The sequence below is a fragment of the Kluyvera sichuanensis genome, from assembly GCF_014218705.1.
GTDB lineage: Bacteria > Pseudomonadota > Gammaproteobacteria > Enterobacterales > Enterobacteriaceae > Kluyvera > Kluyvera sichuanensis.
This window is the reverse complement of the sequence record NZ_JABBJF010000023.1, coordinates 24,770-44,169: the sequence shown is the minus strand read 5'-3', so window position 1 is coordinate 44,169 and position 19,400 is coordinate 24,770. Positions and strand designations below refer to the sequence as shown.

The 19,400-nt window shown below is 54.0% G+C and carries 17 protein-coding genes; 11 read left to right on the top strand and 6 right to left on the bottom strand.

What is annotated here, in order from left to right; translation table 11 throughout:
* Nucleotides 1-7 precede the first annotated feature (7 nt).
* Nucleotides 8-808, bottom strand: coding sequence for a vitamin B12 ABC transporter substrate-binding protein BtuF (gene btuF, locus HII27_RS19495; RefSeq protein ID WP_185669228.1), 801 nt, complete (start codon nt 806-808; stop codon nt 8-10).
* The gene (gene mtnN, locus HII27_RS19490; protein WP_185669227.1) at nt 801-1,499 is read right to left on the bottom strand and encodes a 5'-methylthioadenosine/S-adenosylhomocysteine nucleosidase; all 699 of its coding nucleotides are present in this window, start codon (nt 1,497-1,499) and stop codon (nt 801-803) included. The genes btuF and mtnN overlap by 8 nt, the downstream gene beginning before the upstream one ends.
* A gap of 97 nt (nt 1,500-1,596) precedes the next feature.
* Between mtnN and dgt the strand changes: the two genes are divergently transcribed.
* The 3 genes from dgt to cdaR all read left to right on the top strand — a co-directional run bounded on the left by dgt (nt 1,597) and on the right by cdaR (nt 6,011).
* Nucleotides 1,597-3,111, top strand: coding sequence for a dGTPase (gene dgt, locus HII27_RS19485; protein WP_185669226.1), 1,515 nt, complete (start codon nt 1,597-1,599; stop codon nt 3,109-3,111).
* 135 nt (nt 3,112-3,246) lie between these two features.
* Complete coding sequence (gene degP / locus HII27_RS19480; RefSeq protein ID WP_185669225.1) at nt 3,247-4,695, top strand: serine endoprotease DegP; 1,449 nt, start codon at nt 3,247-3,249, stop codon at nt 4,693-4,695.
* A gap of 158 nt (nt 4,696-4,853) precedes the next feature.
* A complete protein-coding gene (gene cdaR, locus HII27_RS19475; protein ID WP_185669224.1) occupies nt 4,854-6,011 on the top strand; it encodes a DNA-binding transcriptional regulator CdaR in 1,158 nt (385 codons plus the stop codon).
* Nucleotides 6,012-6,125: 114 nt separating this feature from the next.
* On the opposite strand, the gene HII27_RS19470 is transcribed toward cdaR, so the two are convergent.
* The 4 genes from HII27_RS19470 to map all read right to left on the bottom strand — a co-directional run bounded on the left by HII27_RS19470 (nt 6,126) and on the right by map (nt 11,007).
* Nucleotides 6,126-6,509, bottom strand: coding sequence for a DUF3461 family protein (locus HII27_RS19470; RefSeq protein WP_035891957.1), 384 nt, complete (start codon nt 6,507-6,509; stop codon nt 6,126-6,128).
* Nucleotides 6,510-6,617: 108 nt separating this feature from the next.
* Nucleotides 6,618-7,442 carry a 2,3,4,5-tetrahydropyridine-2,6-dicarboxylate N-succinyltransferase gene (gene dapD, locus HII27_RS19465; RefSeq protein ID WP_004872026.1) on the bottom strand — a complete coding sequence of 275 codons (825 nt, stop codon included), beginning with the start codon at nt 7,440-7,442 and terminating at the stop codon, nt 6,618-6,620.
* Between the two features lie 34 nt (nt 7,443-7,476).
* Nucleotides 7,477-10,149 (bottom strand): bifunctional uridylyltransferase/uridylyl-removing protein GlnD, encoded by a 2,673-nt coding sequence (glnD, locus tag HII27_RS19460; protein ID WP_223883250.1) that lies wholly within the window; start codon nt 10,147-10,149, stop codon nt 7,477-7,479.
* Nucleotides 10,150-10,212: 63 nt separating this feature from the next.
* Entirely contained in the window at nt 10,213-11,007 is a 795-nt protein-coding gene (gene map / locus HII27_RS19455) for a type I methionyl aminopeptidase (RefSeq protein WP_035891958.1), read from the bottom strand.
* A gap of 330 nt (nt 11,008-11,337) precedes the next feature.
* Between map and rpsB the strand changes: the two genes are divergently transcribed.
* The 8 genes from rpsB (at nt 11,338) to rseP (ending at nt 19,373) form a co-directional block, all read left to right on the top strand.
* A complete protein-coding gene (rpsB, locus tag HII27_RS19450) occupies nt 11,338-12,063 on the top strand; it encodes a 30S ribosomal protein S2 (protein ID WP_185669223.1) in 726 nt (241 codons plus the stop codon).
* A 136-nt stretch (nt 12,064-12,199) separates the two neighbouring features.
* Nucleotides 12,200-13,051 (top strand): translation elongation factor Ts, encoded by an 852-nt coding sequence (gene tsf / locus HII27_RS19445; RefSeq protein WP_185669222.1) that lies wholly within the window; start codon nt 12,200-12,202, stop codon nt 13,049-13,051.
* 166 nt (nt 13,052-13,217) lie between these two features.
* Nucleotides 13,218-13,943: a UMP kinase gene (pyrH, locus tag HII27_RS19440; RefSeq protein WP_185669221.1), complete on the top strand. Its 726-nt coding sequence runs from the start codon at nt 13,218-13,220 to the stop codon at nt 13,941-13,943.
* Nucleotides 13,944-14,219: 276 nt separating this feature from the next.
* Nucleotides 14,220-14,777 (top strand): ribosome recycling factor, encoded by a 558-nt coding sequence (gene frr / locus HII27_RS19435; RefSeq protein WP_035891962.1) that lies wholly within the window; start codon nt 14,220-14,222, stop codon nt 14,775-14,777.
* A gap of 169 nt (nt 14,778-14,946) precedes the next feature.
* Nucleotides 14,947-16,143, top strand: a complete 1,197-nt coding sequence (gene ispC / locus HII27_RS19430) for a 1-deoxy-D-xylulose-5-phosphate reductoisomerase (RefSeq protein WP_185669220.1) — start codon at nt 14,947-14,949, stop codon at nt 16,141-16,143.
* Nucleotides 16,144-16,380: 237 nt separating this feature from the next.
* On the top strand, nt 16,381-17,139 hold the full coding sequence (ispU, locus tag HII27_RS19425; RefSeq protein WP_185669219.1) for a (2E,6E)-farnesyl-diphosphate-specific ditrans,polycis-undecaprenyl-diphosphate synthase: 759 nt from the start codon (nt 16,381-16,383) through the stop codon (nt 17,137-17,139).
* Nucleotides 17,140-17,151: 12 nt separating this feature from the next.
* On the top strand, nt 17,152-18,009 hold the full coding sequence (cdsA, locus tag HII27_RS19420; RefSeq protein WP_185669218.1) for a phosphatidate cytidylyltransferase: 858 nt from the start codon (nt 17,152-17,154) through the stop codon (nt 18,007-18,009).
* 11 nt (nt 18,010-18,020) lie between these two features.
* Complete coding sequence (gene rseP, locus HII27_RS19415; RefSeq protein WP_185669217.1) at nt 18,021-19,373, top strand: sigma E protease regulator RseP; 1,353 nt, start codon at nt 18,021-18,023, stop codon at nt 19,371-19,373.
* Nucleotides 19,374-19,400 lie beyond the last annotated feature (27 nt).

Here is a 19,400-nt window from a genome sequence, read left to right as displayed (position 1 = left end):
TACCTGATTAATTAACCTGCGATAGTGCAGTACAGAGTTGTTTTGCGGCGAGGATAATACGTGGGCTTGCGCGTTCAAACCAGTCACTATTAAGGGGAATAATGGGGATTGTGAGCTGACTAGCCCAGTAGTGCTGAATTTTCGGAATCTGACCCGCATCGCCCGCGGCAACAATCACCTGCGGCTGGCGCATCAGCACCTGTTCACGGCTGACCTGAGGCCAGGCCACGCGGCTGTCGGCAAAGATATTTTGGCCACCGCACACTTCCAGTATCTGGTTCTGGATGGCGCTTTTGTTGCTGGTGAAAATGGGGTTAAAGCCGAACTGCATAAACACCCTTTTTTTCGGTGCTTTTGCATACTGCTCCTTTAGCTGCGCATAGTCATGCAGCAGTGTGGCAGCGGCCTGTTCGGCTTTTTCGGGCTGCGGGCTCCATTTCGCCAACTGGCGAAGCGTTGCGGCGATCTCTTCAATGCTGTGCGAATCGACCCACAGCACGGTAATGCCCAGTGAACGCAGCTGGTTCACCTGACGCTCGGCGTTACCTTCTTTCCACGCCAGCACGACGTCCGGGTGCAGGGCGACAATACGCTCGAGGTTAATGCCCTGCCAGGAGGCAACCTGTTCGATCTCTTTTGCCGCAGCGGGATAATCAGACCATGCGCTGACGCCAACGGGGGTGATGCCGGCGGCAAAAGCCAGTTCGGTATTGGCGGGGGAGAGGGTGATGACCCGCGGCGCGGCGACAAGCCACGCCGGGGCGCTAAGCAGCAGGGCGAGCAGCCCTGTCAGGAGTCGCTTAGCCACGCGCCAGTTTCTGCACCAGCGTTTCGACCATCAGGGTCGACTGCTTCGCAGCAACGGCCAGGAACTCTTCGAAGCTCAGGTGAGACTGCTGGTCGGCCACGTCGGAAATCGCGCGGACGACCACGAACGGCACGGCAAAGCTGTGGCAAACGTGGGCAATCGCTGTCGCTTCCATCTCTACCGCAATCGCCTGCGGGAAGTTGGTGCGGATTTTTGCCAGCGCTTCGGAACCGTTAATAAAGGCATCGCCGCTGACAATCAGGCCGCGTACGGCATTCAGGTCGAGGGATTTGATGCACGCTTCAGCGGCGGCAACCAGTTTGTCGTCGGCTTTGAACGCCGCCGGGCAACCTGCCATCTGGCCAATTTCATAGCCAAATGCAGTGACGTCGGCATCGTGGTAGCGCGCTTCGTCAGAAACCACGATATCGCCCACTTTCAGCGTTGGCGCCAGGCCACCCGCGGAACCGGTGTTGATAATCACGTCCGGCTGGCAGCGCTCCAGCAGCAGCGTGGCGCCCATTGCGGCGGCCACTTTGCCAATCCCGGATTTCAGTAACGCCACATCCACGCCGTTCAGCTGGCCGGTGTAGATTTCGCTACCGCCGATGGTGATAGTCTGACGATTTTCGATTTTGTCACGCAGCAGCGTAACTTCTTCTTCCATTGCGCCAATAATGCCGATTTTCATAGATTTACTCGCGATGTGCCAGGTTTAAAGGCATAGTTTATCATGTGGTTCAGGGGAAGCGCATTTCTTGTAATAGGAAGCTCGCGACGGAGAGGCTATGGCTAAGATTGATTTTCGCAACAAAATTAACTGGCGTCGGCGCTATCGCTCGCCGCAGGGTGTCAGCTCCGAGCATGAGATTCTGCGTATTTTTGAAAGCGATCGCGGGCGCATTATCAACTCACCGGCCATCCGCCGCCTGCAGCAAAAAACGCAGGTATTCCCGCTGGAGCGCAACGCCGCGGTGCGAACCCGCCTGACGCACTCGATGGAAGTACAGCAGGTGGGGCGCTATATCGCCAAAGAGGTGTTAAGCCGCTTAAAGGAAAAACATCTGCTGGTGGCCTATGGCCTGGACGAACTGACCGGGCCGTTTGAAAGCATCGTTGAGATGGCCTGCCTGATGCACGATATCGGCAACCCGCCGTTTGGTCATTTTGGTGAAGCGGCAATCAACGATTGGTTCAGCCAGCGGCTGGCGCCAAAAGACGCGCTTCGTCAACCGCTGAGCCACGACCGCTGCGAGGTTATCGACCTTCGACTCCGTGAAGGCGAAGAGACGCTCAATACGCTGCGCAGCAAAGTGCGTCAGGATCTTTGTCATTTTGAAGGCAATGCGCAGGGGATTCGCCTGGTGCATACCCTGATGCGTATGAACCTGACCTGGGCGCAGGTTGGCTGTATTTTAAAATATACACGCCCGGCGTGGTGGTCGACGGAGACCCCGGCGACGCACAGCTATTTAATGAAAAAACCGGGCTACTACCTGGCGGAAGAGCACTATATTGAACGCTTACGTAAAGAACTGGATTTAGCGCCTTACAATCGATTCCCATTAACGTGGATTATGGAAGCCGCTGATGATATCTCTTATTGCGTGGCTGACCTCGAAGATGCGGTAGAAAAAAGGATCTTCAGCGTTGAGCAGCTGTACCAGCATTTATATGATGCCTGGCCTGAACACACCAAAGGCTCGTTGTTTGCTCAGGTGGTGGAAAATGCCTGGGATAAATCCCGGGCGAATTCATTAAGCCGCAGTACGGAAGATCAGTTCTTTATGTATTTGCGGGTGAATACTTTAAATAAGCTGGTGCCCTACGCGGCGCAGCGATTTATTGAAAATCTGCCACAGATCTACCAGGGTGATTTTAATCATGCACTACTGGAAGATGACAGTAGCTATAGCCAGTTGTTGAAGCTATATAAAAATGTGGCTAGAAAACATGTCTTTAGTCATCCTGAAGTCGAACAGTTAGAATTACAAGGCTATCGGGTGATTGGCGGGTTATTAGATATTTACGCGCCTTTGCTTAAATTATCCTTAAGCGACTTCAGCGAATTAGTTGAGCAAGAACGCGTGCGTCACTTGCCTATCGAATCACGGTTGTTTTGTAAACTCTCAACGCGTCATCGTTTAGCTTACGTTGAGGCAGTAAATAAACTCTCCCGTGATTCCGTTGAGTTTCCGGTGATGGAATATTATTATCGTTGCCGCCTGCTGCAGGATTATATCAGCGGGATGACCGACCTCTACGCCTGGGATGAATATCGGCGGTTGATGGCGGTGGAATAATCAGAAGTTTTGTAAAGACGCTCAATAAATTTTTACTTTTAGCAGATGCAGTTGTACGGAACTTAGTGCCATAAAGTGAATCTGATAGTCACGAACACAGCAATTTTGCGTAATCTGATATTGAGATTGAAACACATGAAAAAAACCACGTTAGCAATGAGTGCACTGGCTCTTAGTTTAAGTCTGGCTCTGTCTCCGTTGTCCGCTAGCGCGGCCGAGACGGCATCTTCTTCCGCATCCGCCGCACAGCCAATGCCAAGTCTGGCACCGATGCTGGAAAAGGTTATGCCGTCTGTCGTCAGCATTAATGTTGAGGGCAGCACAACGGTAAACACGCCGCGTATGGGACGTAACTTCCAGCAGTTCTTTGGCGACAACTCGCCGTTCTGCCAGGACGGTTCTCCGTTCCAGAGCTCTCCGTTCTGCCAGGGCGGTGCAGGCCCGGATGGCGGTAACGGTGGCAATCAGCCACAGCAGCAGCAGAAATTTATGGCCCTCGGCTCCGGGGTGGTGATTGACGCGGCGAAAGGTTACGTCGTGACCAACAACCATGTGGTGGATAATGCCAATACCATTAAGGTTCAGCTGAGCGACGGCCGTAAGTTTGACGCGAAAGTGGTTGGTAAAGACCCGCGTTCTGACATTGCGCTGATTCAGATTCAGGATCCGAAAAACCTGACGGCGATTAAGCTGGCGGACTCTGACGCCCTGCGCGTCGGCGACTACACCGTGGCTATCGGTAACCCGTTCGGCCTGGGTGAAACCGTGACCTCCGGTATCGTCTCCGCGCTGGGTCGTAGCGGCCTGAACGTTGAAAACTACGAAAACTTTATCCAGACCGATGCGGCAATTAACCGCGGTAACTCCGGCGGCGCGCTGGTGAACCTGAACGGTGAGCTTATCGGTATTAATACCGCGATCCTCGCACCGGACGGCGGTAACATCGGTATCGGTTTCGCCATCCCGAGCAACATGGTGAAAAACCTGACCGACCAGATGGTGAAATTCGGCCAGGTGAAACGCGGTGAGCTGGGTATCATGGGTACCGAGCTGAACTCCGAACTGGCGAAAGCGATGAAAGTCGACGCCCAGCGCGGTGCCTTCGTAAGCCAGGTGATGCCGAACTCTTCGGCGGCGAAAGCCGGGATCAAAGCCGGTGACGTGATCACCTCACTGAACGGCAAGGCAATCAGCAGCTTCGCCGCGCTGCGTGCGCAGGTTGGCACCATGCCGGTAGGCAGCAAAATCAGCCTCGGCCTGCTGCGTGACGGTAAGCCGGTAACGGTGGATCTGGAACTGCAGCAGAGCAGCCAGACTCAGGTTGACTCCAGCTCAATCTTCAGCGGTATCGAAGGGGCTGAAATGAGCAACAAAGGTCAGGACAAAGGTGTCGTGGTGAATACCGTAAAAGCGGGTTCTCCGGCGGCGCAGATTGGCCTGAAGAAAGGGGATATTATCGTCGGCGCCAACCAGCAGGCGGTTAAAAACATCGCTGAGCTGCGTAAAATCCTCGATAGCAAACCTTCGGTACTGGCGCTGAATATCCAGCGTGGCGATAGCTCCATCTATCTGCTGATGCAGTAATCGAGACCTCAACCCTTTCCCCGCCCGGGGAAAGGGTTTTTCCCTTCGTAATGTGAAGCACCCCACAACTCCATAGATCTCAACCGTGCTTTGTGCATTTGCACAGTGCGGCGATTTTGCATCTTTCCTATCATGTAACCTGCTCACAGGAGGGGTTCATGGCTAGCTGGCATCTTGATACTAAAATGGCGCAGGATATCGTGGCGCGCACGATGCGCATTATCGATACCAATATCAACGTAATGGATGCCCGCGGGCGCATTATCGGCAGCGGCGATCGTGAACGTATTGGGGAATTGCACGAAGGCGCGCTGCTGGTACTCTCACAAGGGCGCGTGGTGGATATCGATGATGCCGTTGCCCGTCATCTGCACGGTGTGCGTCAGGGGATCAACCTGCCATTGCGCCTGGAAGGTGAGATCGTTGGTGTTATCGGTCTGACCGGTGAACCGGAAACGCTGCGCAAATATGGCGAACTGGTGTGCATGACCGCAGAGATGATGCTTGAGCAATCGCGCCTGATGCATCTGTTGGCGCAGGATAGCCGACTGCGTGAAGAGCTGGTGATGAACCTGATTCAGGCCGAGGAGAACACGCCGGCGCTGACTGAATGGGCGCAGCGACTGGGCATTGACCTTAATCAGCCACGCGTCGCGGCGGTGGTGGAGGTCGACAGCGGACAACTGGGCGTTGATAGTGCGATGGCGGAGCTTCAGCAGCTGCAAAATGCGCTGACGACGCCGGAGCGTAACAACCTGATTGCGATAGTCTCGCTGACCGAGATGGTAGTGCTGAAACCGGCGCTCAATCAGTTTGGCCGTTGGGACGCGGAAGATCACCAGAAGCGCGTGGAACAGCTGATCTCCCGCATGAAAGAGAACGGGCATCTGCGTTTTCGCGTGGCGCTGGGCAACTATTTTACCGGGCCGGGCAGCATCGCCCGTTCCTACCGTACGGCGCGCACCACCATGATGGTGGGTAAGCAGCGTATGCCGGAGAGCCGCAGCTATTTTTACCAGGATTTGATGCTGCCGGTGCTGCTCGACAGCCTGCGCGGTGGCTGGCAGGCCAATGAGCTGTCGCGTCCGCTGATGCGTCTGAAGGCGATGGATAACAACGGCCTGCTGCGTCGTACGTTGACGGCCTGGTTTCGCCATAACGTGCAGCCACTGGCAACCTCAAAGGCGCTGTTTATTCACCGCAATACGCTGGAGTATCGGCTCAATCGAATCTCAGAATTGACCGGGCTGGATTTGGGCAATTTTGACGATCGTTTACTGCTGTATATTGCGTTGCAGTTGGATGAACAACGGTAGGTAAAAGCAAAACGGCAACGTTAAGTTGCCGTTTTTAGGGTTTGCTCCCTCTCCTGTGGGAGAGGGCCCGGGTGAGGGCATCAGGCCGCACCGGGAAGACAAACCGCACAAAATCTACTTATTGCGCGTTAACTTCTCCAGATCGGCTTCAATCTCGCTGATCTTGTTGGTCACGACGCTTTCGAGATGGCGCAGATCGTCGAGGATCTTACGCTTAAGATCGACTTCGGTGCGATCGCGCTGGCAAATCTGGTCCAGCTCATCAATCACGTAGCGCAGGTTTGGGCTGATCTCCTGCACTTCTTTGAAGCCCTGACCATCGCCGGCAATCGTTTTACGCTGGCGTGGGTATTTGAACTTCACGCTCTTGGCGAAAAACTCACCCTTATCCTTCTGGAAATAGATTTTCAGGATATCGTTGTTGGCTTCCTGCCGGAGGCTGTAACGATCGATTTCATCGGGATTGGTGATCCCCAGGCTTTTCAAATTATCGTACATAGCGGTACCCCTGATCTAAATTAACTATTGAATAATTAACGAAAAAATCTATTTCCGCCAGCTTACGAATAAAAAAAAGCGGGGTTGCCCCCGCTTTTTCGCATCTTATTAATCGATAGTACGCAGTAGCTCGTTGATGCCCACTTTACCACGGGTTTTGGCGTCTACTTTTTTCACAATCACCGCACAGTACAGGCTGTACTTGCCATCTTTGGATGGCAGGTTGCCGGAAACGACAACGGAGCCTGCCGGTACGCGGCCATAGAATACTTCACCGGTTTCGCGGTCGTAGATTTTGGTGCTCTGGCCCAGGTATACGCCCATGGAGATAACAGAGCCTTCTTCCACGATAACGCCTTCAACCACTTCGGAGCGTGCGCCGATGAAGCAGTTGTCTTCGATGATGGTTGGGTTCGCCTGCAGCGGCTCCAGTACGCCACCGATGCCGACGCCGCCGGACAGGTGAACGTTTTTACCGATCTGCGCGCAAGAACCCACGGTCGCCCAGGTATCTACCATAGAGCCTTCGTCAACGTAAGCACCGATGTTCACGTAGGATGGCATCAGCACGGTGTTGCGAGCGATGAATGCGCCCTGACGAACGGCTGCCGGTGGCACCACGCGGAAACCTTCTTTCTGGAAACGCGCTTCGTCGTAGTCAGCGAATTTCATTGGTACTTTATCGAAGTAGCGGCTTTCCGCACCGTCGATAACCTGGTTATCGTTAATACGGAAAGAGAGCAGAACCGCTTTCTTCAGCCATTGGTGAGTCACCCACTGACCGTCAATCTTTTCAGCGACACGCAGCGCGCCGGAATCCAGCAGGGAAATCACCTGGTTAACCGCTTCGCGGGTTACGGTATCCACATTTGCCGGCGTGATGTCGGCGCGACGCTCAAAAGCGGACTCAATAACGTTCTGTAATTGCTGCATTGTTTACTCTTTCCATTTACTTAAAAAAAATACGTCACCCTTTATCGTTTGGATTGAGGGCTGCTGTCAACCGTTGTTGCACTTCTTGCTGGAGCACATTATTAAGTGCACGCCGGTCGGCGGTGGCGATTATAAATAAATCTTCTACTCGTTCACCAATTGTCGTAATTCTCGCCCCGTGGAGCGAGATCCCGAGGTCGGCAAACACCTGGCCGACGCGAGCAAGCAGGCCGGGTTGGTCGAGCGCGATAAGCTCGAGGAACGATTTCCGGTCGGTGTGGGTCGGCAGGAAATTGACCTCGGTATCGACCGAGAAGTGGCGCAGTTTTGCTGCCTGACGACGTGGCTGCGGTGGCTGCCAGCTGCGCTGGGTGATCGCCTGCTCCAGCCCAAAGCGGATGGCTTCGTGGCGGTCGCCGGAGAGCGGGCTGCCGTCTGGCTCAAGGACGATAAACGAGTCCATCGCCATGCCGTCGCGGGTGGTGAAAATCTGTGCGTCATGGACGCTGAGGTTGCGGCGGTCAAGCTCGGCGCACACGGCGGCGAACAGGTAGGGGCGGTCCGGGCTCCAGATAAAGATCTCCGTACCGCCGCGGGTGGCCTGCGGGCTGAGCAGGATCATCGGTTGCGTCAGGTCGTGCTTGAGCAAATGGCGGGCATGCCACGCAAGCTGGTTCGGCGTATGGCGCACAAAGTAGTTGGCGCGGCAGCGGTTCCAGATTTGGTGCAGCGCTTCTTCGTTGATGTTGTCCATGCGCAGCAGCGCCAGCGCCTGCATCTGATGGTGACGAACGCGCTCGCGCATATCCGGCGTGTTCTGCATCCCACGACGCAACTGTTTCTCGGTGGCGAAGTAGAGTTCGCGCAGCAGGCTCTGCTTCCAACTATTCCACAGGGTTTCGTTGGTGGCGCAGATATCGGCAACCGTCAGGCACACCAGGAAGCGCAGGCGATGCTCGGTCTGCACCTCTTCGGCAAACTGTTTAATGACTTCTGGGTCCTGAATATCGCGGCGCTGTGCGGTGACCGACATCAACAGATGCTGACGTACCAGCCAGGCGACCAGTTGGGTTTCCCGCGAGTTCAGGCCGTGCAGCTCGGCGAACTTCAGGACATCCTGTGCACCGAGAATGGAGTGGTCGCCGCCGCGCCCTTTGGCGATATCGTGGAACAGGGCGGCAATCAGGATAAGTTCCGGATGATTCAGCCGCGGCCAGAGGTCGACGCACAGCGGATGGCGCGGTCGCGTCTCTTCGTGGGCAAAGCTCTCAAGCTTCAGCATCACGCGAATCGTATGTTCATCCACGGTGTAGGCATGGAACAGGTCAAACTGCATCTGACCGACGATATAGGACCACTGTGGCATATAGGCCCACAGCACGCTGTGACGGTGCATCGGCAGCAGGCCACGGCTGACGGCGCCCTGGTGGCGAAGCATGCTCAGGAACAGCTCACGCGCTTCCGGGATATAGCACAGTGGCTGGCTGAGGTGGCGACGCGCATGACGTAGATGGCGTAGCGTGGTCGAGTAAATACCGGTAATGCTGCTGTTACGCACCATGATGTGGAACATGCGCAGAATGGCCTGCGGCTCGCGGATGAACAGGGTATCGTCGCGCAGATCGATAAGCGTGCCGCGCAGCTGGAAGTCATCGTCAATCGCCCGCGGCTTTTCATCTTCGGTGAGCGCGAGGATCGCCTCATCGAACAGCTGTAGCAACATGTGATTCAGCTCGCCGACGCGGCGAGTGACGCGATAGAAGTCCTTCATCATGTGTTCGATTGGCTGGTTGCCTTCGCCTTCGTACTTCAGACGGTGGGCCACGCTAAGCTGGCGGTCGAACAGCAGACGGTTATCATAGCGGTTGAGTTCAAGATGCAGGGCGAAACGGATGCGCCATAGCAGGTGCAAGCACTCGTTCAGCTCATTACGCTCCGCTTCGGTCAGGAAGCCAAAGCTCACCATTTCGTCGAGCGAGGTGGCGCCAAAGTGACGGCGGGCGACCCACTGAATGGTGTGGATGTCGCGTAGGCCGCCGGGGCTGCTTTTAATGTCCGGTTCGAGGTTGTAACTGGTGCCGTGATAGCGCTGGTGGCGCGTTTCCTGCTCGGCGACTTTGGCCGGGAAAAAGTTCTCTGACGGCCAGAAGCCCTCGCTGAAGATATGTTTCTGCAGCTCAAGGAACAGCGCCACGTCGCCAATCAGCAGGCGTGATTCAATCAGGTTGGTGGCGACAGTTAAGTCTGATAAGCCTTCCAACAGGCACTCTTCCAGCGTACGTACGCTGTGGCCCACTTCCAGCTTGATGTCCCACAGCAGCGTCAGCAGTTCGCCAATTTTTTGCGCCTGCTCATCGGGCAGCTTTTTACGGCTCAGAATCAGCAGGTCAACGTCGGAAAGCGGGTGCAGCTCGCCGCGACCGTAGCCGCCAACGGCAACCAGCGCAGCGTCATCCACTTCGCCAAAGCCGTACAGCAGCCACAGCCGCTGCAGCAGTTGGTCGATAAACTCGGTACGCGCTTCAATCAACACCTCGGCAGAGATGCCTTCATCAAAAGCGACCCCCAGCCAGCGCTGGAATTCATCGAGATGCATTTTGATATCGGCGCAGTTCAGGCTGCTTTCGGGCCAACTGACGGGGTTCTCCGGCTGACCGGGCAGAGCAGGGAGGATTGTACAAGCCAGTTCTGGTATGGAGTTACTCATCGCGCGCCGCCCATAAGAAAAAACTATCACCCATTAAAAAAGCCGGCATTCGCCGGCTCTTCGTTATTCGTTGTGCGAGATTATCGCCGGGATGGTGTCATCCTTGCGTAACGTCAGTATTTCGCAGCCGTTGTCTGTCACCACAATAGTATGCTCGTACTGCGCAGACAAGCTTCGGTCTTTGGTTTTTACCGTCCAGCCGTCTTTCATGGTGCGGATCTCTTTCTTACCCGCGTTCACCATCGGTTCGATGGTGAAGGTCATGCCCTGCTTCAGCACCACGTCGGTTTCGCGAGAGTCGTAGTGCAGTACCTGCGGCTCTTCATGGAAGCCGCGGCCAATGCCGTGACCGCAGTATTCGCGCACGACGGAGAAACCTTCCGCTTCCACAAACTTCTGGATAGCGGCGCCGATTTCGCGCAGGTTCACGCCCGGTTTCACCATTTTCAGCGCGACGTAGAGGCTTTCCTGAGTCACGCGGCACAGACGCTCGCCCAGAATGGTGGGTTTACCGACGATAAACATTTTTGAGGTGTCACCGTGGAATTCGTCTTTGATGACCGTGACGTCGATGTTGACGATATCGCCGTCTTTCAGGTGTTTTTCGTCATCCGGGATACCGTGACATACCACTTCATTAATGGAGATGCAGACGGATTTCGGGAAACCGTGGTAGTTCAGGCAGGCGGAGACCGCTTTCTGCTCGTTGACGATATAGTCATTGCAGATGCGATCCAGTTCGCCGGTAGTCACGCCAGGCTTCACGTACGGTTCGATCATTTCCAGCACTTCGGCGGCCAGACGGCCGGCAACGCGCATTTTTTCAATATCTTCAGGGGTCTTAATAGAAATCGCCATGGAATATGTCCATCAGTGTCGATTTTTTCGACAATAATTGAGTGTTAGTAATGTCAATGTTAACAGCCAGAAGTGCCCTGTGCCAAATTGAGAATCATTCTGAACTTCGCCTTTCGTGCCCTGCGCAATGATAACAACTGTTGGTGTCGGCATCGTTTTTATGGTATAAAGCGCGCCGAACTTCCGTTCATTGTTTTGTCCGGAAGCGACAAATCTCACTTTGTGTAAATAACACACACGTATCGGCACATATTCCGGGGTGCCCTTCGGGGTCGGTAATATGGGATACGTGGAGGCATAACCCCAACTTAATCTATAGAGGTTTTAACCATGGCAACTGTTTCCATGCGCGACATGCTCAAGGCTGGTGTTCACTTCGGTCACCAGACCCGTTACTGGAACCCGAAAATGAAGCCTTTCATCTTCGGCGCTCGTAACAAAGTTCACATCATCAACCTTGAGAAAACTGTACCAATGTTCAACGAAGCTCTGGCTGAACTGAACAAGATCTCCGCTCGTAAAGGTAAAATCCTTTTCGTTGGTACTAAGCGCGCTGCAAGCGAAGCTGTGAAAGAAGCTGCTAACAGCTGCGACCAGTTCTTCGTGAACCATCGCTGGCTGGGCGGTATGCTGACTAACTGGAAAACCGTTCGTCAGTCCATCAAACGTCTGAAAGATCTGGAAACTCAGTCTCAGGACGGTACTTTCGACAAGCTGACCAAGAAAGAAGCGCTGATGCGTACTCGTGAGCTGGCGAAACTGGAAAACAGCCTGGGCGGTATTAAAGACATGGGCGGCCTGCCGGACGCACTGTTCGTTATCGATGCTGACCATGAACACATTGCTATCAAAGAAGCGAACAACCTGGGTATCCCAGTATTCTCTATCGTTGATACCAACTCTGATCCAGATGGCGTTGACTTCGTTATCCCTGGTAACGACGATGCAATCCGTGCTGTGACCCTGTACCTGAGCGCAGTTGCTGCTACCGTTCGTGAAGGCCGTTCTTCTGATCTGGCTTCCCAGGCGGAAGAAAGCTTCGTAGAAGCTGAGTAATAAGGCACGCTCGAAAGAGCCCTTATAAACCAGGTAGTAACACGTTTGGTTAGGGGGCCTGTTTATGGCCCCCTTTTTCACTTTTAAATCTGTGCGGTTTATCGCCGGGCAGATCAAATCTTCCGAGGATTTTAGAATGGCTGAAATTACCGCTTCCCTGGTAAAAGAGCTGCGTGAGCGTACTGGCGCAGGCATGATGGATTGCAAAAAAGCCCTGACTGAAGCTAATGGCGACATCGAGCTGGCAATCGAAAACATGCGTAAATCCGGTGCTATCAAAGCAGCGAAAAAAGCAGGCAACGTTGCTGCTGACGGCGTGATCAAAACCAAAATCAATGGCAACATCGCCTTCATTCTGGAAGTTAACTGCCAGACTGACTTCGTTGCTAAAGACTCCGGTTTCCAGGCATTTGCTGACAAAGTTCTGGACGCAGCTGTTGCTGGTAACATCACCGACGTTGACGTTCTGAAAGCACAGTTCGAAGAAGAACGCGTTGCGCTGGTTGCTAAAATCGGTGAGAACATCAACATCCGTCGCGTTGCTTCCCTGGAAGGCGAAGTTCTGGGCAACTACCAGCACGGCGCACGTATCGGTGTTCTGGTTGCGGCTAAAGGCGCTGACGAAGAGCTGGTTAAACAGCTGGCAATGCACGTTGCTGCAAGCAAGCCAGAATTCGTTAAACCAGAAGACGTATCCGCTGAAGTGGTAGAGAAAGAATACCAGGTACAGCTGGACATCGCGATGCAGTCTGGTAAGCCAAAAGAAATCGCAGAGAAAATGGTTGAAGGCCGCATGAAGAAATTCACCGGCGAAGTTTCTCTGACTGGCCAGCCATTCGTTATGGATCCAAGCAAGTCTGTTGGTCAGCTGCTGAAAGAGCACAACGCTGACGTAACTGGCTTCATCCGCTTCGAAGTGGGCGAAGGCATCGAGAAAGTTGAGACTGACTTCGCAGCAGAAGTTGCTGCAATGTCCAAGCAGTCTTAATTGCTGTAAAGGAGCCGCCTGAGGGCGGCTCTCTTTTGTGCGCTAAAGGTTAACGCACAAAATCGTCATGTGAGAATCAGCCAGCTCCTATAGGGACGCTCTGGCAAGGAACGCATGATGTCACCAGAATTTTTACCATCCCAATCGTGACACTCCAGGAAAGAAAATGGCTACCAACGCAAAACCTGTCTACAAACGTATTCTGCTCAAGCTTAGCGGTGAAGCATTGCAGGGGACTGAAGGCTTCGGTATTGACGCAAGTATTCTTGACCGCATGGCGCAAGAGATTAAAGAACTTGTTGAGCTGGGCATCCAGGTGGGTGTCGTCATTGGTGGTGGCAACCTGTTCCGCGGTGCGGGTCTGGCGAAAGCGGGTATGAACCGCGTTGTGGGCGACCACATGGGCATGCTGGCAACGGTAATGAACGGCCTGGCAATGCGTGACGCACTGCATCGCGCCTATGTGAACGCCCGCCTGATGTCAGCGATTCCGCTGAATGGCGTTTGCGACAACTACAGCTGGGCAGAGGCTATCAGCCTGCTGCGTAACAACCGCGTCGTGATTCTGTCCGCCGGTACCGGCAACCCGTTCTTTACCACGGACTCTGCAGCCTGCCTGCGCGGCATCGAAATCGAAGCCGACGTGGTTCTGAAAGCAACCAAAGTTGACGGCGTGTTCACCGCTGACCCAGCAAAAGATCCGTCTGCCACCATGTATGAGCAGCTGACCTACACCGAAGTGCTGGATAAAGAACTGAAAGTCATGGATCTGGCGGCCTTTACGCTGGCTCGTGACCACAAATTGCCAATTCGCGTATTCAACATGAATAAACCAGGCGCACTGCGTCGTGTGGTGATGGGCGAAAAAGAAGGCACTTTAATTACGGAATAATTTCCGTTGCGGCCATTTCCGGGTAAGATTCGCGTTTATCCGGCAGAATTGATTCATACTCTATGGATTTCGAGCCGCGGGAAGGCGGCAAGTGAGGGAATCCCGATGAGCTTACTTTAGTAAGTGATTCGGGTGAGCGAATGCAGCCAACGCCCCCGCAGCTTGAAAGACGACGAGTATATTCTGTGGCATGATTTAAACGAGACTATACTTAGCGCATTCTCTGCAATGTGTCATTGTCTGGTCGACTGAGACTAGTTTTCAAGGATTCGTAACGTGATTAGCGATATCAGAAAAGATGCTGAAGTACGCATGGACAAATGCGTAGAAGCATTCAAAAACCAAATCAGCAAAATTCGCACGGGTCGTGCTTCTCCTAGCCTGCTGGACGGCATTGTCGTTGAGTATTACGGCACCGCTACCCCGCTGCGTCAGCTGGCAAGCGTCACCGTAGAAGATACCCGTACCCTGAAAATCAACGTATTCGACCGCTCTATGGGTCCTGCTGTTGAGAAAGCGATTATGGCGTCTGACCTCGGTCTGAACCCAAGCTCCGCGGGCACCGACATTCGCGTTCCGCTGCCTCCGCTGACCGAAGAGCGTCGTAAAGACCTGACTAAAATTGTCCGTGGCGAAGCTGAACAGGCGCGCGTTTCTGTGCGTAACGTTCGTCGTGATGCGAACGATAAAGTGAAGGCGCTGCTGAAAGACAAAGAGATCAGCGAAGATGACGATCGCCGTTCTCAGGAAGACGTACAAAAACTGACTGACGTTGCTATCAAGAAAATTGAAGCGGCGCTGGCTGAGAAAGAAGCGGAACTGATGCAGTTCTAAGCTGTGTAAGTTGTGCGATGAACGCCGTACAGGAAGCATTAGTGCTTTGCTGGCGGCGTTTTGCATTTTACTCGTCGTCTTTCAAGCCGCAGGTGCGTTGGCTGCGCTCACTTGCCGCCTTCCTACCGCTTGAAATCCATAGAGTAAATCTATCTATCCGGAATATCTCATGAAGCAATTAACTGTCCTGGGCTCAACGGGCTCTATTGGTTGCAACACGCTGGACGTGGTGCGTCACAACCGTGAACGTTTTGCGGTAACGGCGCTGGTGGCAGGTAAAAACGTCGAGCGGATGGTTGAACAGTGCCTGGAGTTTGCCCCTCGCTATGCGGTAATGGATGACGCGAAGAGCGCCGATGCGGTGAAACTGGCGCTGCGTGAGCACGGCAGCCGTACGGAAGTGCTTTGTGGGCAGCAGGCGGCGTGTGATGTTGCGGCTCTGGATGAGGTCGATCAGGTGATGGCGGCTATCGTTGGTGCTGCGGGGCTGCTGCCGACGCTCTCGGCTATTCGCGCAGGCAAAACCATCCTGCTGGCGAACAAAGAGTCACTGGTGACCTGTGGACGTCTGTTCCTGGAGGCGGTAAAAGCGCATCGCGCGCAGCTCCTGCCGGTTGATAGCGAGCATAACGCCATCTTTCAGAGTTTACCGCAAAGTTTTCAGTCCGACTTAGGGTACGCTGACCTTGAGCAGCATGGGGTGTCATCCATTCTGCTTACCGGGTCAGGTGGCCCGTTCCGTGAGGCGCCAATCAGCGATCTCGGCGCAATGACGCCGGATCAGGCTTGCCGTCATCCGAACTGGTCGATGGGGCGTAAAATCTCCGTCGACTCGGCCACTATGATGAATAAAGGTCTGGAATACATCGAAGCCCGCTGGCTGTTTAATGCTTCAGCTAAGCAGATGGAAGTACTGATTCATCCTCAGTCGGTGATTCACTCAATGGTGCGGTACCAGGACGGCAGCGTACTGGCGCAACTGGGTGAGCCTGATATGCGGACGCCGATCGCCAATACTATGGCGTGGCCTCATCGCGTCGTTTCCGGCGCGAAGCCGTTAGATTTCTGCAAGATGGGCGCATTAAGCTTCTCCGAACCGGATTATGCTCGCTACCCTTGTCTGAAGCTGGCGATGGAGGCTTTCGAGCAGGGGCAGGCGGCAACAACGGCGCTGAACGCGGCGAACGAAGTCTCAGTAGCGGCGTTCCTTGACGGCCAAATCCGCTTTACCGATATTGCCAACGTCAATCTGGCGGTGCTCAATCATCTTAACCACCGGGAACCGCAAAGTGTGGAAGAGGTGCTGGCGATTGATGCCAGGGCACGCGAAGAGGCGGCTACCCAGACGAAACTTTTCGTCAGGTAATGAGAGCCGAATCAGCATACAACCCGTCACGGCATTTGTTAGCATCTGGCTTCAGTGATATAGTCTGCGCCACCCAATTGCCGTGCGTTTTCGCCGGGGGGTTGGGAGAGCCGTGATTTAGCACGGCTTTTTTGCGAGACAAAGATACGTAAAATCATCCGGGTTTGCCTGGAGGATGAAGTGTATAGCTGTATTCCGGGGTACCGCTCATCCCTTTTCATGGATTAAAAACGCGTTATGTTGTCTGCTAATCAACCAACCAGCGAGAATCAGCCAGCCCACGGTTGCCGTCATGTGGCGATCATTATGGATGGCAATGGTCGCTGGGCGAAAAAGCAAGGTAAGATTCGCGCCTTTGGCCACAAAGCCGGGGCGAAATCCGTGCGCCGTGCCGTATCCTACGCGGCTAGCAACGGTATAGAAGCATTAACGCTATACGCATTCAGCAGTGAAAACTGGAATCGCCCTGAGCAAGAGGTGAGTGCGTTGATGGAGCTGTTCGTCTGGGCGCTGGACAGCGAAGTGAAAAGTCTGCACCGTCATAACGTTCGGTTGCGGATCATTGGCGATACCCGTCGGTTTAATTCGCGCCTGCAGGAGCGAATCCGCAAAGCCGAAGCGCTGACGGAAAATAATACGGGGTTAACATTGAACATCGCGGCTAACTATGGCGGCCGATGGGATATTGTTCAGGGAGTTCAGCGCTTAGCCGAACAGGTTCAGGAAGGGGAGCTCCGCCCCGATCAAATTAGTGAAGAGCTGCTGTCTCAGCAGATCTGCATGCATGAACTGGCTCCCGTTGATTTAGTGATTAGGACCGGGGGAGAGCATCGAATCAGTAATTTTCTTATCTGGCAAATCGCCTATGCTGAACTTTACTTTACTGATGTTCTTTGGCCCGATTTCGATGAACAAGACTTTGAAGGTGCGCTGCATGCTTTCGCCAATCGCGAACGACGTTTCGGTGGCACCGAGCCTGGTGGCGACAAGGCCTGATGGGGGTAGCTTTTGCTGAAGTATCGCCTGATTTCTGCATTAATCTTAATACCGGTTGTTATTGCAGCCCTATTTCTGCTGCCGCCCGGCGGCTTCGCTATTGTCACGCTGGTGGTGTGTATGCTGGCGGCATGGGAATGGGGGCAATTAAGCGGTTTCACCTCGCGGACACAACGCGTGTGGCTGGCGGTACTCTGTGGCCTGTTGCTAGCGGTGATGCTCTTCTTAATTCCGGAATATCACCATAATATCCATCAGCCGGTGGTAGAAACCTCGCTGTGGGCCTCCCTAATTTGGTGGGTGGTGGCCTTACTGCTGGTGCTTTCTTATCCTGGCTCCGCCGCTATCTGGCGCCAATCCAAAGCGCTGCGCCTGATTTTTGGCATCGTCACTATCGTTCCTTTCTTCTGGGGCATGCTGGCACTGCGTTCCTGGCATTATGATGAAAACCACTACAGCGGCGCACTGTGGCTGCTTTACGTCATGATTCTGGTTTGGGGCGCGGACTCTGGCGCCTATATGTTTGGCAAGCTGTTTGGCAAACATAAGCTGGCACCGAAAGTTTCTCCGGGGAAAACCTGGCAAGGATTCTTCGGCGGCCTGGTCACGGCGGCAATCATTTCCTGGGCCTATGGCCTGTGGGCAAATCTGGACGTCGCCCCATCCACACTGTTAACCTGTTCCATCGTGGCAGCGCTGGCCTCCGTTTTGGGCGATCTCACTGAGAGCATGTTCAAACGTGAAGCTGGTATCAAAGATAGCGGTCATCTGATCCCCGGTCACGGTGGCATCCTTGATCGCATTGACAGCCTGACGGCGGCGGTTCCGGTCTTCGCCTGCTTGCTGCTGCTAGTTTTCAGGACGATTTAACGGATGGACTTATGCTGAGCATTCTCTGGAACCTTGCCGCGTTTATTATCGCGCTAGGGATATTGATCACCGTACATGAATTTGGTCATTTCTGGGTCGCTCGGCGCTGTGGTATCCGTGTAGAGCGCTTTTCCATAGGCTTTGGTAAAGCGCTCTGGCGCCGCGTGGACAAACGCGGCACCGAATTTGTTATCGCCCTTATCCCGCTTGGCGGCTACGTCAAAATGCTTGATGAGCGTGTTGACGCGGTGGCACCCGAGATGCGCCATATGGCGTTTAATCACAAAACGGTCGGCCAGCGTGCTGCCGTTATTGCTGCCGGGCCTATCGCCAACTTCCTCTTTGCTATCTTCGCCTATTGGCTGGTGTTTATTATCGGCGTCCCGGCTGTTCGTCCGGTAGTTGGCGAAATAACCGCCAACTCCATCGCCGCAGAAGCACAAATTGCACCAGGCACGGAACTAAAAGCCGTCGACGGTATCGAAACGCCTGACTGGGATGCTGTGCGCATGGCGTTAGTGGCGAAAATTGGTGATGACAGTACCACCCTCACCGTTGCCCCTTTCGGCAGCGACCAGCGGCAGGATAAAATCCTTAATCTGCGTCATTGGGCGTTCGAGCCGGATAAGCAAGACCCGGTCACGACGCTCGGTATTCATCCTCGTGGTGCGCAAATTGAACCGGTGCTGGCGGAAGTGCAATCTGACTCTGCGGCGCGTAAAGCCGGTTTACAAGCAGGGGATCGGATCGTTACAGTCAACGGTCAACCGCTGACGCAGTGGATGACGTTTGTCACGCTGGTGCGCGACAATCCAGGCAAGGCATTACCGCTAGAGATCGAAAGGCAGGGGAGTCTCTTGTCTTTAACTCTGATACCGGATACAAAACACGGTAGCGGAAAAACAGAAGGGTTTGCAGGGGTAGTACCAAAGGTTATCCCGCTGCCTGAGGAATATAAAACAGTGCGCCAGTATGGGCCGTTCAGCGCTATCGTCGAAGCCACGGAAAAAACCGGGCAGTTGATGAAGCTGACCGTCAGTATGCTGGGAAAATTGATCACCGGTGACGTCAAACTGAACAACCTCAGTGGGCCGATTTCGATCGCCCAGGGGGCTGGGATGTCTGCGGAGTATGGGCTGATTTACTACCTGATGTTTCTTGCACTCATCAGCGTGAATTTAGGCATAATCAACCTGTTCCCGCTCCCTGTATTAGATGGGGGACACTTGCTGTTTTTAGCGATTGAGAAGCTGAAAGGCGGCCCGGTATCCGAGCGAGTTCAAGACTTTAGTTACCGCATCGGCTCGATCCTGCTGATGATGTTAATGGGGCTTGCACTTTTCAATGATTTCTCTCGGTTGTAAGAGAGTTAGTTAGGAAGAACGCATAAT

Excerpts from the sequence above, each read along its gene's own strand:
- mtnN (WP_185669227.1), bottom strand. The coding sequence starts at position 1,499 with ATGAAAATCGGCATTATTGGCGCAATGGAAGAAGAAGTTACGCTGCTG.
- dgt (WP_185669226.1), top strand. The coding sequence starts at position 1,597 with ATGGCTAAGATTGATTTTCGCAACAAAATTAACTGGCGTCGGCGCTAT.
- degP (WP_185669225.1), top strand. The coding sequence starts at position 3,247 with ATGAAAAAAACCACGTTAGCAATGAGTGCACTGGCTCTTAGTTTAAGT.
- cdaR (WP_185669224.1), top strand. The coding sequence starts at position 4,854 with ATGGCTAGCTGGCATCTTGATACTAAAATGGCGCAGGATATCGTGGCG.
- HII27_RS19470 (WP_035891957.1), bottom strand. The coding sequence starts at position 6,509 with ATGTACGATAATTTGAAAAGCCTGGGGATCACCAATCCCGATGAAATC.
- dapD (WP_004872026.1), bottom strand. The coding sequence starts at position 7,442 with ATGCAGCAATTACAGAACGTTATTGAGTCCGCTTTTGAGCGTCGCGCC.
- glnD (WP_223883250.1), bottom strand. The coding sequence starts at position 10,149 with ATGAGTAACTCCATACCAGAACTGGCTTGTACAATCCTCCCTGCTCTG.
- map (WP_035891958.1), bottom strand. The coding sequence starts at position 11,007 with ATGGCGATTTCTATTAAGACCCCTGAAGATATTGAAAAAATGCGCGTT.
- rpsB (WP_185669223.1), top strand. The coding sequence starts at position 11,338 with ATGGCAACTGTTTCCATGCGCGACATGCTCAAGGCTGGTGTTCACTTC.
- tsf (WP_185669222.1), top strand. The coding sequence starts at position 12,200 with ATGGCTGAAATTACCGCTTCCCTGGTAAAAGAGCTGCGTGAGCGTACT.
- pyrH (WP_185669221.1), top strand. The coding sequence starts at position 13,218 with ATGGCTACCAACGCAAAACCTGTCTACAAACGTATTCTGCTCAAGCTT.
- ispC (WP_185669220.1), top strand. The coding sequence starts at position 14,947 with ATGAAGCAATTAACTGTCCTGGGCTCAACGGGCTCTATTGGTTGCAAC.
- ispU (WP_185669219.1), top strand. The coding sequence starts at position 16,381 with ATGTTGTCTGCTAATCAACCAACCAGCGAGAATCAGCCAGCCCACGGT.
- rseP (WP_185669217.1), top strand. The coding sequence starts at position 18,021 with ATGCTGAGCATTCTCTGGAACCTTGCCGCGTTTATTATCGCGCTAGGG.